This is a genomic window from Sporosarcina sp. NPDC096371, assembly GCF_044762865.1.
Lineage (GTDB): Bacteria > Bacillota > Bacilli > Bacillales_A > Planococcaceae > Sporosarcina.
On the sequence record NZ_JBIWFE010000008.1, the window covers coordinates 140,236 to 157,061 of the forward strand.

At 41.1% G+C, this 16,826-nt stretch carries 6 protein-coding genes; all 6 read right to left on the reverse strand.

Features of this window, described 5'->3' with window-relative positions; genetic code table 11:
• Window positions 1-237: 237 nt before the first annotated feature.
• Window positions 238-4,596 carry a S8 family serine peptidase gene (locus tag ACIQ0H_RS18280; RefSeq protein ID WP_403417917.1) on the reverse strand — a complete coding sequence of 1,453 codons (4,359 nt, stop codon included), beginning with the start codon at window positions 4,594-4,596 and terminating at the stop codon, window positions 238-240.
• Between the two features lie 293 nt (window positions 4,597-4,889).
• On the reverse strand, window positions 4,890-9,242 hold the full coding sequence (locus ACIQ0H_RS18285) for a S8 family serine peptidase (RefSeq protein WP_403417919.1): 4,353 nt from the start codon (window positions 9,240-9,242) through the stop codon (window positions 4,890-4,892).
• A 254-nt stretch (window positions 9,243-9,496) separates the two neighbouring features.
• Window positions 9,497-10,126 (reverse strand): response regulator, encoded by a 630-nt coding sequence (locus ACIQ0H_RS18290; RefSeq protein WP_403417922.1) that lies wholly within the window; start codon window positions 10,124-10,126, stop codon window positions 9,497-9,499.
• 192 nt (window positions 10,127-10,318) lie between these two features.
• Window positions 10,319-14,671, reverse strand: a complete 4,353-nt coding sequence (locus ACIQ0H_RS18295) for a S8 family serine peptidase (RefSeq protein WP_403417925.1) — start codon at window positions 14,669-14,671, stop codon at window positions 10,319-10,321.
• 242 nt (window positions 14,672-14,913) lie between these two features.
• A complete protein-coding gene (locus ACIQ0H_RS18300) occupies window positions 14,914-15,543 on the reverse strand; it encodes a response regulator (protein ID WP_403417928.1) in 630 nt (209 codons plus the stop codon).
• 782 nt (window positions 15,544-16,325) lie between these two features.
• Window positions 16,326-16,724 (reverse strand): hypothetical protein, encoded by a 399-nt coding sequence (locus ACIQ0H_RS18305; RefSeq protein ID WP_403417931.1) that lies wholly within the window; start codon window positions 16,722-16,724, stop codon window positions 16,326-16,328.
• Window positions 16,725-16,826: the final 102 nt, after the last annotated feature.

The following is a 16,826-nucleotide window of genomic DNA, read 5'->3' on the forward strand; positions in this document are numbered from 1 at the left end:
GAATAATAAGATACAGGACAGTTTGTTTTATCATTTTTATTCAAGAAAATGGAACAAGTTGATTTCGAACGGCATAAATATGACAATCCTCCAATCACAAACAATTCCAAAAAGGTTAAATAGCCTTAACCCTCAAGAATACAGGGCTAAGGCTACTTGATTACCGCTCTTAAACTATTTTTCTACTTGATTTACTTTGAGTCCTCTCCTGTTGCCTACATCCCTAATAGGATACTGTTATTGCTTCACTTCGAGACCGATCAGGCGGAGGAAGTATTCCAGCCCTTTGTTGCCTATTTTTTCTTTCGGCTGTTTATCGGCAGGTGCGTCAGGTCCCTTCGTTAAGAAGTTTTTCTCAATTAAACGAACATCCGCTTCGTCTACCACTCCATCTTGATTGAGATCTTGTGGCACGATGGATGAATCCTTCGTACCGTATGCATCTACGACACTTTGGATATCACGGATATCAATCATTTTGTCACCATTTACATCTCCTGCAAGACTTCTCTGACCCATTCTGATAAATTGCCCACGTAGCTCACCTTTTGCATCATGATATCCAGGAATGAACTTCTTCATCACTTTAAGATGCCCCGGAACCTCGAAAACTGCTGTATATTCTTGATCGGAAGCCGGAATACCATTAATCTCGAAAGATCCATTTTTATTAATTGTTCCTGGATACTTTTTACCGCCTCTAGAAAGAGCGTAGACTTGCGCCCCTATTTTTGAATAATCCGCTTTCTTCAGATATTCTGTTGACGACCCTGGTTCCTTTAACATAAATGCTTCCGGCGTGATGGATCCTATCAATTGTGTATGTGCAGGAATTACTTTCAGATCTTCAGTGCCGTAAAAAGGAATGGCCGTTTTTACTTTTTGTCCCGATTTCATATAAGATCCATTCTGTACATTAAATCCAGAAACAACATCGTAAACTTCATCATTCATTACTTTAAACGTTACATCGAGGAAAGGCATATCTCCGTTCAGTCCACTGAATGCATTTCCAGTAATGTCAGCACCGAATTTCAAATTATTATTCCATGTACTTTCCGTCACACTAGGCTCATGTAGCGTTACCTGTAAGCCTTTTTCCTTTGCATATTGTTTGACTGCTTTGTTCAGCTTCACATTCGCAAACTTGAACAAATCTTTGGAGTATTCTACATTAAATTCTCCGGATACAAGCTGTTTCACATTATTAAGACTAAGTGTCATCGTAAAGTTATCGCCGAGTCTCAACTCTTGCTTGTCATAACTGGTAGTCGTATATTCCGTTCCTTCTTTCATGAAAACATACTTTTGGGAACCAACTGCCGTTGCAATATCCCACGTGCTCAATCTAAAGTTTAAAGGTTTTCTTGCAATATCACTCTCCTCAATTCCAAATTTCACATCCCCATTCGCTTGAATCGGGAAGTACCCCGTTATATATCCAGAGTCGTTTCCATAGTAAGCCATCTTGTTGGACGATTGATCGACGTCCAACCCTTTAGATTGTAATAAATTCACTGTCGCATCCTTAGCTGTTCCATGCAGCCACACTGCTTTTTCACCATCTTCTATTGTAAACATAGAATCATTGATCTCGATGACACCTGGTTTTATATCCATGTTCACTTCTACTGCCGTATTGTCCACGATAAGCGGATTGTCAAAAACATATGATTTCCCATCCTCATCGTGTGCAATCATTTCCAGTATATAATCGCCTGCTGGAAGCTTTATAGGAATATCACTGATTGGTTGGGACGGATTATTTGTAAATGGTAAGACCGTACCGCTGAACGCACCAGTAATGTATACTTCTCTATCTATTTGTAAGTTACTCATATTCGCCGTTCCTATGAACCCTACGGCTTTTCCAGTCTTACTGTCTTTTACAAGTACATCCATAGTTTTCATTGGGCTATTCAGTTTCGTGATGATATGAACATTTGGCTCTAAAAATTGCCAGAAAGGCGTCGTATTCGTCACGGATGGCTTAGTCGTTTGAAGATAAGCAAATCCTTTTTCCGTCACCATCACTGCAAATGGAATTTGATAGGTTTCGTCTGGATTGTCGGCATTGGTCACATGAATATACCCTTCATATCTTCCACCCGCAGCGCTGTTTGGTACCGTTATGGTAGGCTGGAGCTCCTGCACTTGGCCGGCTCCCACTGTAATCGAGGAAGGTACATCCACTGTCACACCGTTACGCACTCCATCTTGAATCCCTGTACGCTCACCGTGAAATTCCACTTCTAGTGTATAAGATTTTTCTTCCTCGCTGTTGTTTTGAACGGTTACCTTTTTACTTGCTTCAATGGGTTGATCATCTTTTTTATAATATTTGCCGAATACAATGGAACCTGTTTCTTCATCAATTTCTATGACTTTACCATTCTCGATATTTTGTGTCTTATCCCATACTTTGATGGATGTATCCGCATGAACCGCTTGATAGGCATCGATTCTTCCTGCGCCCACTTCATATACGGAATTTTCACCTTGTAAATCATCTGATGTATTCATGAGTGCCAATTTCACATCGAATGACGTGTATTCTGGATGTTCCTGTAAGATCAATGCGGCTGCACCTGCCACATGTGGCGTAGCCATCGATGTCCCCGACATACGTACATAGGCATTGTCATAGTTAATACCCTCCTGCGGATCATTGATGAATTCTGGTGTCGTGGAGAATACAGCCACACCTGGGGCGACGACATCCGGCTTGATATCCAAATTGCCATTTACCGGTCCGCGTGAACTGAAATCCGCTAAATGATCGCCTTCTGTTTTTGTATTTCCTAATGTTTCAAATGTGAAAGAACCTCCACCTAGCTCCTTTAACCGCTCCCCATCTGCTTTTGACAGGCGGAAAGATGGTATTAAACCAACGACCTCGCCCAAGTAGCTAGGGATTTGCCCGTCGATATGGTTATACACAATTACAGCTTTAGCTCCAGCGTTTTTGGCATTTTTGATTTTTTCATCAAAGGCTAGATCCCCTCGCTGAATTAGAGCGATTTTCCCACTGACGTCTTCCCCCGCAAAATCGGCTACTTTACCAAGTCCAGCAAATACAATTGGGAAAGTTTGTCCTTGTAAATCTTCTAATTGGTCAGAGAAATCTTTGCCCAGAAGTTGCAGGTCTTCTAATTTGTGAGATAAGCCCGTCTTCTTATTTTCTAATTTAGAAGATAAGTCCTTGTCTAGGCGCTTCGAATCCTCTGCTTGTGGAGAAAGGTCCTCGCTGCCAAGCTTTGAATCTTCTGTTTGAGAAGAGAGGTCTTCACCGACAGGCTTTGAATCTTCTATTTGATGAAAAAGATCTTTATCGAGACGTTTCGAATTATCAAATTCACTCGTGTAAACACTTCCACTAAATGTAGGAATGTTCATAGAGACATCGCTTGCCCCTACTGTAATACCTAGAGCCGCTGCCCCTGGAGAACCAAGTGTTTTTTCATTCGGTCCGTCGTTCCCTGCAGCAACGACGGCCACTACGCCTGAGAGCATAGCATTATTTATGGCGACAGAAGTGGCGTATAAAGGATCGTTCGTCTTAGCACCGAGAGACAAGTTTATGACGTCCATGCCATCCGTAATCGCTTGTTCGATTCCAGCAAGGACTCCTTCCGTGTATCCTCCACCCCAAGGTCCCAATACGCGATAAGCATATAAATCTACTTCCGGTGCTACTCCTTTTACCGCATAATCTACTTCGTTTTTCTGTTGAGCTGCAATCGTCCCTGCAACATGCGTTCCATGATTTGTGTAATACACATAGCCCGGGTCTACTGGCTTACCAGCATCAATCCAATCCTTATAGGTCGTTTCCATCGGATCTGCATCATTATCTACAAAATCATATCCACCTTTAAAAACATCTTTTAAATCTGGATGATTATAGTCAATTCCGGTATCCAGCACACCAACTTTAATGCCTTTCCCCGTAATATTCTCGGCATGTAGCTTGTCCACACCAATTTGCGGAATACTATCTACCATTTTCGGATCAATGGCTACTTGCGTTTCTTTCGATGGTTCCACTTTTACCTCGTAATCTTTAAAGACATGTTTAACGACGCCAGATTGCAGCAAATCTTCTACAGCCGTACCAGGCAACGTCATCGCGACACCGTTAATGGCCTTTTTATATTCTCTTGTAATGGCTACGTCTTCCGTTTTATATTCGGTTGAGTTCTTTTGTACTTTCAATGATTGCACATGTGCTTTAAAAGCTTTATGTGATTGTTCCACTTTTTCATTTGCGACAGAAGAAGATAGTTTTTTTCCTTTCGCCGCTTGCTTCATCACTTCAATTTGCGCTGGCGCCTGATTGAATTCCACGATGACTTTGACTAATTCAGGGCTATTCGCATCAATATCCGGTGAAATGACAAAGGTCGTATTCGTCTCTAATTGCTCTAATGCCTTTCTTTGTTCCGCTGTCAGGTTCTGTAGAATTTCTTCCGCATTATCCACCGATTTCAGCTCAAATGGGCTTTCTGCCAATACGTTATATGGAGCCCCTTGCGTTAATAACAGACCAACAGCTAACGATCCTGTCATGATTTTTCTGAATTTGTTCCTCATCATACCGCATCCCCTTTTTCGAATGGTATTGTCATTTCCTTTTCCCAAACTAGCGTTTCTTACAAACAAGTATTTTCCCGTGAATTTTATGTGAACTAGGTAACTTGCTTATACTCATCATCCCACATGTGTAATTTTATGAATATATAGTAAAGGATGTAAATTTGGCAGCTATTAGTTTTACACCCGCTAAAACAAAAGCACTAGTCCATTCACTCGTTAAAAGTGGTCCAAATATAAACAAGTAAAAAAGCCTTAGCCCCAACAATACAGGGCTAAGACTGCTTAAATTATTTTTATTGCTTCACTTCGAGACCGATCAGGCGTAGGAAGTATTCCAGCCCTTTGTTGCCTATTTTTTCTTTCGGCTGTTTATCGGCAGGTGCGTCAGGTCCCTTCGTTAAGAAGTTTTTCTCAATTAAACGAACATCCGCTTCGTCTACCACTCCATCTTGATTGAGATCTTGTGGCACGATGGATGAATCCTTCGTACCGTATGCATCTACGACACTTTGGATATCACGGATATCAATCATTTTGTCACCATTTACATCTCCTGCAAGACTTCTCTGACCCATTCTGATAAATTGCCCACGTAGCTCACCTTTTGCATCATGATATCCAGGAATGAACTTCTTCATCGCTTTAAGATGCCCCGGAACATCGAAAACAGCTGTATATTCTTGATCGGAAGCCGGAATACCATTGATCTCGAAAGATCCATTTTTATTAATTTTTCCTGGATACTTTTTACCACTTCTGGAAAGAGCGTATACTTGTGCACCTATTTTTGAGTAATCCCCTGGCTTCAAATAGGCTGCCCCTGATTCATATAGCAAAAATGCTTCCGGCGTGATAGATCCTATCAACTGTGTATGTGTAGGAATTACTCTAAGGTCTTCAGTGTTGTAAAACGGAATCGCAGTGCCTGCTGTTTGTCCCGATTTCTTATAAGAGCCCCTCTTGACTTCAAATCCAGGAACATCTTCGTAAACTTCACCTTTCGTTACTTTAAACGTTACATCGAGGAACGGCATGTCTCCGTTCAGTCCTTTGAATACATTTCCAGTAATAGAAGCACCGATTTTCACAGTATTATTAAATGTACTTTCCGTCACAACAGGCTCATCTAGTGATACTTGTAAGCCTTTTTCCTTTGCATATTGTTTGACTGCTTTGTTCAGCTTCACATTCGAGAACTTGAAGTAGTCTTTTAAGAACTCTACATTAAATTCTCCGGATACAAGCTGTTCCACATTATTAAGGCTGAGTGTCATCGTAAAGGTGTCGCCAAGTTTCAACTCATTCTTGTCATAACTGGTAGTTGTATATTCCGTCCCTTCTTTCAAGAAGTAATACTTTTCGTAACCAGTTGCCGTTGCAATATCCCACGGTCTCAACCAAAATCTTAAAGGTTGTTCCGCAATATCACTTTCCTCAATTCCGAATTTCACATCACCATTCGCTTGAACTGGGAAGAACCCAGCTAAATAATAAGAGTCACCTGCATAGTAACCCAGCGTATTGGACGATTGATCGACGTCCACGCCTTTAGATTTCAATAAATCCACGGTCGCATCCTTAGTTGTTCCATGAAGCCAGAATGCTTTTTGGCCATCTTCTACTGTAAACATAGAGTCATTGATTTCGATTACACCCGATTTAATATCCATGTTAACTTCCGGTGCTTCATTGTCCACGATAAGCGGATTGTCAAAAACATATGATTTCCCATCCTCATCGTGTGCAATCAATTCCAGTATATAATCGCCTGCTGGAAGCTTTATAGGAAGATCACTGATTGGCTGGGACGGATCATTTGTAAATGGTAAGACTGTACCGCTGAACGCACCTGTAAGATAAACTTCTCTGTCTAGGGCTAATCTGCTAATATCCGCTGTTCCAATAAACCCAACAGCTTTTCCTGTTTTACTGTCTTTTACAACCACATCCATGGTTTTCATCGGGCTATTAACTTTCATAATGATATGAACATTTGGGTCTAAATATTGCCAGAAAGGCGTCGCATTTGTCACGGATGGTTTAGTCGTTTTGACATACTCAAATCCTTTTTCCGTCGCCATCACAGCATATGGAATTTGATAGGTTTCTTCTGGATTGTTGGTATTGGTCACATGAATATACCCTTCATATCTGCCACCCGCAGCGCTGGTCGGTACCGTTATGGTAGGCTGGAGCTCCTGCACTTGGCCCGCTCCCACTGTAATCGATGAAGGAACATCCACTTTAACACCATTACTTACTCCATCTTGAATCCCTGTACGCTCACCATGATACTCCACTTCTAGTGTGAACGTTTTTTCTTCCTGGCCGTTGTTTTGAACTGTTACCTTTTTACTTGCTTCAATGGGTTGATCATCTTTTTTATAATATTTGCCGAATACAATAGAACCTGTTTCTTCATCAATTTCTACGACTTTACCATTGTCGATATTTTGTGTCTTATCCCATACCGTGATGGATGTATCTGCATGAACCGCTTGATAGGCATCGATTCGACCCGCGCCCACTTCGTACACAGAATTTTCTCCTTGTAAATCATCCGACGTATTCATGAGTGCCAATTTCACATCGAAAGGCGTGTATTCCGGATTCTCCTGTAAAATCAATGCGGCTGCACCTGCCACGTGTGGCGTAGCCATTGATGTTCCCGACATACGGACATAGGCATTGTCATAGTTAATACCCTCCTGCGGATCATTGATGAATTCTGGTGTCGTGGAGAATACAGCCACACCTGGAGCGACTACATCTGGCTTGATATCATAATTGCCATTTACCGGTCCGCGTGAACTGAAATCTGCTAAATGATCGCCTTCTGTTTTTGTATTACGTAACGTTTCAAATGTGAACGAAACTTCGCCTAGCTCCTTTAACTTCTCGCCGTCTTCTTTTGACAGTCGGAAAGATGGGATTAAACCAACGACCTCGCCCAAGTAGCTAGGTATTTGTCCGTCGACATTGTTGTACACGATCACAGCTTTAGCCCCAGCGTTTTTGGCATTCATGATTTTTTCATCAAAGGCTAATTCCCCACGCTGAATTAGGGCGATTTTTCCGCTGACGTCTTTTCCTGTAAAATCACTTACTTTACCAAGTCCCGCAAATACAATTGGGAATGATTGTCCTTGTAAGTCTTCTAATTGGTCAGAAAAGTCTTTAGCCAGAAGCTGCAAATCTTCTAATGGGAGAGACAAGCCCATCTTCTTATCCTCTAATTTAGTAGATAAGTCTTTGTCGAGACTTTTTGGATCTTTTAATTGTGGAGCAAGATCATCGCTGACAAGCTTTGATTCTTCTTGTTGTGAAGAAAGGTCATCACCGACGGGCTTTGAATCTTCTAATTGATGAAAAAGATCTTTATCGAGACGTTTCACATTATTAAATTCATTGGTGTAAATACTTCCACTAAATGTAGGAATGTTCATAGAGACATCGCTTGCTCCTACTGAAATACCAAGAGCCGCTGTTCCTGGAGAGCCTAGCGTTTTTTCTCCCGGTCCGTTGTTGCCCGCAGCAACGACGGCCACTACACCTGAAAGCATAGCATTATTTATGGCGACAGAAGTGGCGTATAAAGGATCGTTCGTCTTAGCGCCAAGTGACAAGTTTATGACGTCCATGCCATCTGTAATCGCTCGATCGATTCCAGCAAGGACCCCTTCCGTTGATCCTCCACCCCAAGGTCCCAATACGCGATAAGCATATAAATCTACTTCAGGGGCTACCCCTTTCACCGCATAATCCACATCATTTTTCTGTTGGGCTGCAATTGTACCTGCAACATGCGTTCCATGATTCGTGTAATATACATAACCTGGTTCTACCGGCTTGCCGACATTTTCCCAATCCTTATAGGTCGTTTCCATCGGATCTGCATCATTATCTACAAAATCATATCCGCCTTTAAAAACATCTTTTAAGTCTGGATGATTGTAGTCAATCCCTGTATCCAGTACACCGACTTTAATGCCTTTCCCCTTTATGTTCTCAGCATGTAGCTTGTCCACACCAATTTGCGGAATACTATCTACCATTTTCGGATCAATGGCTACTTGCGTTTCTTTCGATGGTTCCACTTTTACCTCATAATCTTTAAAGACATGTTTAACGACACCGGATTGTAGCAAATCTTCTACAGCTGTACCAGGTAACGTCATCGCGACACCATTGATGGCCTTTTTATATTCTCTTGTAATGGTTATGTCTTCCACTTTATATTCACTTAAGTTCTTCTGTATTTTCAATGATTGCACATGTGCTTTAAAAGCTTTATGTGATTGTTCCACTTTTTCGTTTGCAGCAGAAGAAGACAGTTTTTTTCCTTTCGCCGCTTGCTTCATCACTTCAATTTGCGCTGGTGCCTGATTGAATTCCACGATGACTTTGACTAATTCAGGGCTATTCGCATCAATATCCGGTGATATGACAAAACCTGTATTAGTATCTAATTGCTCTAACGCCTTTCTTTGTTCCGCTGTCAGGTTCTGTAAAATCTCTTCCGCATTATCAATCGCTTTCAGTTCAAATGGACTTTCTGCCAATACGTTATATGGAGCCCCTTGCGTTAACAATAATCCAACAGCTAACGATCCTGTCATGATTTTTCTGAATTTATTTCTCATCATACCGCATCCCCTTTTTCGAATGTAATTGTCATTTCCCATTCCACAACTACTTTTTCTTCTAAACAAGCAATCTTCAGAAAACGTTATGTAAACTAGTTAACTTGTCCGCTCTTATCATCCCACATTAAAAATTTTATGAACATATAGTGAAAGATGTAAATTTCGTTGCTATTGGTATTACACTCAATAAAACTAAGGTTCTATTCCAATCACTAGCATTCAAGCGTTAAAATCAAGTGCAAGACATTTTTTATTCACGAAAAGGGCACAAGTTGATGTCGAACGGCATAAATGATTGTTTGTGTACGACTTTTCACATTCAACTTTTTGAAGATTTTATTGATGTGAATTTTAACCGTCTTGTCACTGATACATAAGACTTCTGCAATTTCTTTATTACTTAGACCCTTGACCAGTTCAATTAGGACTTCTTTTTCACGCTTTGTCAGCTTATTTATGAGTGGCTCTTGGTGATGATACGTTACCAGCTTTTTCGTCATGCGAGGATGAATAACAGCCTCTCCTTGAGCGATCATTCGAATAGCCGCCACTACTTGGTCAGACGAAGAATCTTTCAATAAGTAGCCGTCTGCACCTGCCCGAAGTGCCTCTAGCAAGTACTCTTCATCTTCAAACATCGTTAATATGAGGACACGGCAATTCGGATATTCCCTTTTCACGAGTGATGTGACCTCAATTCCATTTTTTCCTGGAAGATTGATATCCATCAAAACACAATCCGGCTGCAACTCCTCTACTTTCTTCAACACCTCATCCCCGGAAACAGCTTCTCCTACAACGCGGATGTCGGGTTCAAGCGCTAATATACTCCGGATTCCATCTCGCAAGAACGTATGATCATCGACTACTAATATTTGAATCATGATAATCCTCCCATGACAAACGATTCCAGTATTAAAATAGCCTTAGCCCCCAGGAATACAGGGCTAAGGCTGTTGAATAACCACTTTGTAATGACTCTCTACTTGGGAGGGATAAGTCCAGCATACAGAAACCATCTTCTTGTTGCGGTTTACCCCTTTTTTATTTTATGAACATGCTAAAAAGAATACTATTTATTGCTTCAGTTCAAGACCAATCAGGCGTAGGAAGTATTCCAGCCCTTTCTTGCCAATCTTTTCTTTCGGCTGTTTGTTGGCAGGGGCGTCAGGGCCCTTCGTTAAGAAGTTTTTCTCAATCAAACGAACATCCGCTTCGTCTACCACACCATCTTGATTGATATCTTGCGGCACAATGGATGAATCCTTCGTACCGTATGCATCGACGACACTCTGGACGTCAAGAATATCAACCACTTTGTCGCCGTTCACATCCCCTGCAATACTTCTCTGAGAAAATCTTATAGCTTGCCCAAGTAGCACACCTTTTTCATTATAGCCAGGAATGATCTTCTTCATCACGTTAAGATGCCCCGGAATATCGAAAACGATTGAATATTCTTGATCGCTAGCCGGGATATCATTGATCTTGTAAGTTCCATTCTTTTCAATTGTTCCTGGATACTTTTTACCGCTTCTTGAAAGAGCATATACTTGTGCGCCTATTTTTGAGTAATCCGCTTTTTTCAAGTATTCTCCTTGCCCTGGTCCTCCAGGAATCAGAAATGCTTGTGGCGAGATGTTTCCATACACCTGTGTATTTTTAGAAATCATCTTAAGCTGTACAGTGTTGTAATAAGGAATATTTGTGTCTGCTGTTTGACCCGACTTCTTATAAGTCGACTTCTGCACCATAAATCCAGGTAGGTCATTGTAGTATTCATCATTCATAACTTTAAATGTTACATTAAGGAATGGCATATCTCCGTCCAGTCCGTTGAATACATTTCCAGTAATGGAAGCACCGATATTCACAGTATTACTAGTTGCACCTTCCGTCACAACAGGCTCCCGAAGTGTTACCTGTAAACCTTTATCCTTTCCATATTTTTTCACTTCATTGGTCAACTTCACATTCGCAAACTTGAACAATTCTTTGTTGAACCCAACATTAAATTCTCCGGAGACAAGCTGCTTCACATTATTAAGGCTGAGTGTCATCGTAACATTATCGCCAACTTTCAACTCTGTCTTATCATAACTGGAAGTAGCAAATTCCGTCCCTTCTTTTAGGAAGAAATAGGTTTGTGTATCAACTGCAGTTGCAAGATCAGACGCTCTCAATCTCAAATTCAAAGGTTGTTTTGCAAAATCACTCGCTTCAATTCCGATTTTCACATTTCCATTTGACTCGATCGGGAAGAACCCGCTTACCATTCCAGAGTTTGCGTAGTAAGCCATCAAGTTGGATGATTGGTCGATGTCCACCCCTTTAGCTTGCAATAGATCCACTGTCGCATCCTTAGCTGTTCCATGTAGCCACACTGCTCTTTGGCCATCTTCTTCTGTAAACATAGAATCATTGACTTCGATTACACCCGGTTTGATATTCATGTTCACTACTGGTGCTGTATTATCCACGATCAGCGGATTATCAAAAGCATATGTTCCACCTTCCGCATCGTGCGCAATCAGTTCCAGTAAATAATCGCCTGCTGGGAGCTTTACAGTATAATCACTGATTGGGTTAGAAGGATCATTTGTAAATGGATAGACCAAACCGCCAAACGCAGCCGGAATAAAAGTTTCCGCATCTGTAAGTAATCGGCTCACATCCGCTGTTCCTAAGAACCCAACAGCTTTTCCTGTTTTACTGTCTTTTACAAGTACATCCATGGTTTTCATTGGGCTATTCATCTTCATGATGACATGAACGAATGTGTCATTGAGCTCCCAGAAAGGCGTCATATTTGTGACGGATGGTCTAGACGTTTTGACATAATCAAATCCTTTTTCCGTCACCATCACAGCAAATGGAATTTGATAGGTTTCGTCTGGATTGTTGGTATTGGTCACATGAATGTACCCTTCATATCTTCCGTCCGCAGCGTTAGTTGGTATCGTAATTTTTGGCTGAAGTTCTTGTACCTGGCCGCCTCCCACCGTTATCGATGAAGACACATCCACTGTAACACCGTTCTTCACCGCATCTTGAATACCTTTACGCTCACCGTGATACTCCACTTCAAGTGTATAAGATTTTTCTTCCTCACCGTTGTTTTGAACTGTCATCTTTTTACTTGCTTCAATGGGTTGATCGTCTTTTTTATAATGTTTGCCGAATACAATGGAGCCCGTTAGTTCATCAATTTCTACGATGTTTCCATTCTCGATATTTTGAGTCTTATCCCATACTTTGATGGATGTATCTGTATGAACTGCTTGATGGGCATCGATTCGTCCCGCGCCCACTTCGTATACAGAATTATCCCCTTGTAAATCATCCGACGTATTCATAAGTGCCGATTTCACATCGAAAGGCGTGTATTCTGGGTTCTCTTGTAAAATCAATGCGGCTACACCTGCCACATGTGGCGAGGCCATCGATGTCCCCGACATACGGACATAGGCATTGTCATAATTAATGCCTTCTTGCGGATCATTGATAAATTCCGGTGTCGTGGAGAATACGGACACACCTGGTGCAACTACATCCGGCTTGATATCATAATTGCCTTCTACCGGCCCACGTGAACTGAAATCTGCTAAATGATCGCCTTCTGTTTTCGTATTCCTTAACGTATCAAATGTGAAAGAACCATTTTCTAGCTCTTTTAGCCGCTCACCATCTGTTTTTGACAGGCGGAAAGATGGAATTAATCCGACGACCTCACCCAAGTAGGATGGTATTTGCCCATCGGCATTGTTGTACACAATTACAGCCTTAGCTCCAGCGTTTTTGGCATTTATGATTTTTTCATCAAAGGTGATTTCCCCGCGCTGAATTAAGGCGATTTTCCCGCTGATGTCTTTTCCTTTGAAATCACTTGCTTTACCAAGTCCCGCAAATACAATCGGTATAGATTGTCCTTGTAACTTTTCTAATTGGTCTGAAAAGTCCTTGCCCAGCAGTTGCAAGTCTTCAAATTTATGAGACAAGCCTTTTTTCTTATCTTCTAATTTAGAGGATAAATCTTTGTCGAATCCTTTCAAACTATCTATTTGAGGAGAAAGATCATCACTGACAAGCTTTGAATCTTCTCCTTGAGAAGAAAGGTCATCGCCAACAGGCTTTGAATCTTCTAATTTATGAGCTGGTTCTTCGCCGAGACGTTGCAAATTATCATTTTCATCCGTAAACACACTCCCGCTAAATGTAGGTATGGTCATGGAAACATCGCTTGCTCCTACTGAAATACCGAGAGCCGCTGTCCCTGGAGAACCAAGCGTTTTTTCACCCGGTCCGTTGTTGCCTGCAGCAACGACAGTCACCACACCTGAAAGCATGGCATTATTTACTCCGACAGAAGTGGCGTATAACGGATTGTTGGTCGCGGCGCCAAGAGACAAGTTAATGACGTCCATGCCATCTGTAATCGCTTGATCGATTCCCGCAAGGATTCCCGCTGAATCTCCTCCACCCCATTCTCCCAATACTCGATACGCATATAAATCTACTTCAGGTGCTACCCCTTTTACCGCATAGTCCACATTGTTTTTCTGCTGGGCTGCAATCGTCCCTGCGACATGTGTTCCATGATTCGTGTAGTACACACGACCTGGGACTACTGGCTTGCCAGCATCAAGCCAATCCTGATAGGTCGTTTCCATCGGATCTGCATCATCATCTACAAAATCATAGCCGCCTTTATAAGCATCCTTTAAGTCTGGGTGATTGTAGTCAATGCCTGTATCCAGTACACCGACTTTAATCCCTTTCCCCTTAATATTCTCGCCATGTAGCTTGTCCACGCCAATTTGTGGAATACTATCGGCCATTTTAGGATCAACAGCTTCTTTCGTTTCTACCGGCGGGTCCACTTTTACCTCGTAATCTTTAAAGACATGTTTGACGACACCGGATTGCAGCAAATCTTGGACAGCTGTACCAGGCAACGTCATGGCTACACCATTGATGGCCTTTTTATATTCTCTAGTAATGTTGATGTCTTCGGCTTTGTATGTAGCCAAGTCCTTCTGCACTTTCAATGATTGCACATGCGTTTTAAATGCTTTTTGTGACTGTTCCACTTTTTCATTTGCAGCAGCAGAAGATAGTTTTTTTCCTTTCGCCGCTTGCTTCATCACTTCAATTTGCGCTGGCGCCTGATCGAATTCCACGATGACTTTGACTAATTGAGGGCTGTTCGTATCAATATCCGGTGATATGGTAAAAGTTGTACTGGTTTCTAGTTGCTCTAACGCCTTTCTTTGTTCGTCTGTTAGGCTTTTTAGAATTTCTTCCGCATTTTCAACCGATTTCAGCTCATATGGACTTTCTGCCAAAACATTATACGGAGTACCTTGCGTTAATAATAGTCCAACAGCTAACGATCCTGTTATAATTTTACTGAACTTTTTCTTCATCATACCGCATCCCCTTTTTCGAATGTAATTGTCATTTCTCTTTCCCAAACTAACGTCCCTTATAAACAAGAAACTTTCAGAAAAAATTATGTGAACTAGCTAACTTGTCTCTCCTTATCATTCCACATTTTTAATCTTACGAATATATAATGAAGGATGTAAATTTAGCGACTATTGGTTGTACACTTGTTAAAACAAAAGTACTAGTGAAAAAGCAGTATCATCATATGTAAGCCATTCTTTCGTTAAGAAATGGGAACAAGTTGATGTTGAACGGCATAAATGATTGTTTGTGTACGGCTTTTCACATTCAGCTTTTTGAAAATTTTATTGATATGGATCTTAACAGTCTTGTCGCTGATAAATAAAGCTTCAGCAATTTCTTTATTACTAAGACCTTTAACCAGTTCAATTAGCACTTCTCTTTCACGCTTTGTTAGCTTATTTATGGTTGGTTCCTGGCGATGAAACGTTACCAGCTTTTTCGTCATGCGAGGATGAATGACAGAATCTCCTTGTGCAATCATTCGTATGGCTGCCACTATTTGGTCAGATGATGAGTCTTTCAATAAATAGCCGTCTGCCCCCGCCCGAAGCGCTTCCAACAAGTATTCTTCATCCTCAAACAAAGTTAAAACGAGAACGCGACAGTTCGGATACTCTTTTTTCACGGTAGATGTGACCTCAATTCCATTTCTACCAGGCAGATTGATGTCCATCAAAATACAATCCGGTCGAAATTCCCCTACTTTCTTCATCACCTCATCCCCAGAAACAGCTTCTCCTACAACTTGGATGTCAGATTCAAGAGCCAATATACTCCGAATGCCATCACGCAAGATTTTATGATCATCCACTACTAATATTCGAATCATGATAGCCCTCCAATAACAAATGAGCCTAAAAATAAAAACAGTCTTAGCCCTCAAGAATTCAGGGCTATGACTGCTGAATCACGACTTTTTAATTACCGTCTACTTGAGATATGAACATGCCTGATGAAATTAAGTTTACTGTTTATTGCTTCAGCTCGAGACCCCTTGAGTTAATAACAGCCCGACCGCTAACGATCCATTCAGAATTATACTGAATTTCTTCCTCATCATACCGCATCCCCTCTTTCTTATGTAATTGCTATTTTCCTTGCCTAAAACAAGCCACATTCAGAAAAATTTATGTGAACTCGTTAACCTTTACTGTTCTTATCATCGCATAGTCCAATTTTTCTGGATATAGAACACAGGAAGTAACTTTGCCAGCTGTTAGTTCTAGGCGCGATACAACTAAAGTTCTAGTCTGATTACTAGTACTGAAGTAGAATCATAAGGTACAGGACATTACTAATTTAGGCTATATATAGTGAACTTATGATTTTCACCTAATCTCCAGCGAAGGTGCCTTACTGGGGTAGCCGAAGCGATAAGACTTAGGAGGGATGCAGTTCAATCCTTCCTTAAGCGCCGAGCGTTGTAGATAGGATTCTTTCAATAAACATATATATGTTTATTCTTAATGTTGTTTTTGCCCCCAAAAGAAAAACGCCCTATGAAAAGGCGATTAATTTAACTATCGTTTCTAGTTAGCTCAATAACAAATTTAAGTTACGTTTTTTATAGTTAAGATGTCGAAAAGGGTATCTCGAAAATCAACATCTGAACTACATGCCAATAAACATATTTCTGCTAAGGGGAGCCCAGTTTTCTCCCCTAAACCCAGACATCCCCTCTAAGTTAACAAAACAAGGAAGCACTGTATACATTGCACCAGAGATTGCATTAACCCTAAAAGTCATGAAGTATCTCATCATAGAATTGTCAGCAGGTGTTATCACTGCCATATCAGGGCGGATTGCGTTCTCTGCCGTTAGAGCATCCTTCATTCCTACGCTCGCAAAACCAACAGGCATATTACTTCTAATCCAATAATTCTCAACGTTTGTGGCTGAAGCTAAGTCAGTCCGCTTATCATACGTCATTAAAATTTGATTTAAGGCAGTTTGTCTTGCCTCTAAAAGAATGGGATGAGGCGTCATCTCTGGCTCTGCTTTAAAATTCAACAGTTTATCCTCCTCATTTATTGAAATAGTCTATTGCACTATTTCAAAGTATGAAGGTTCACTCAATTATGTTCGCAATAAACAGTTAGCAAGAAGAAGCCG

Coding starts and splice junctions, on each gene's coding strand:
- ACIQ0H_RS18295 (WP_403417925.1), bottom strand. CDS start 14,671: ATGATGAAGAAAAAGTTCAGTAAAATTATAACAGGATCGTTAGCTGTT.
- ACIQ0H_RS18290 (WP_403417922.1), bottom strand. CDS start 10,126: ATGATTCAAATATTAGTAGTCGATGATCATACGTTCTTGCGAGATGGA.
- ACIQ0H_RS18285 (WP_403417919.1), bottom strand. CDS start 9,242: ATGATGAGAAATAAATTCAGAAAAATCATGACAGGATCGTTAGCTGTT.
- ACIQ0H_RS18300 (WP_403417928.1), bottom strand. CDS start 15,543: ATGATTCGAATATTAGTAGTGGATGATCATAAAATCTTGCGTGATGGC.
- ACIQ0H_RS18280 (WP_403417917.1), bottom strand. CDS start 4,596: ATGATGAGGAACAAATTCAGAAAAATCATGACAGGATCGTTAGCTGTT.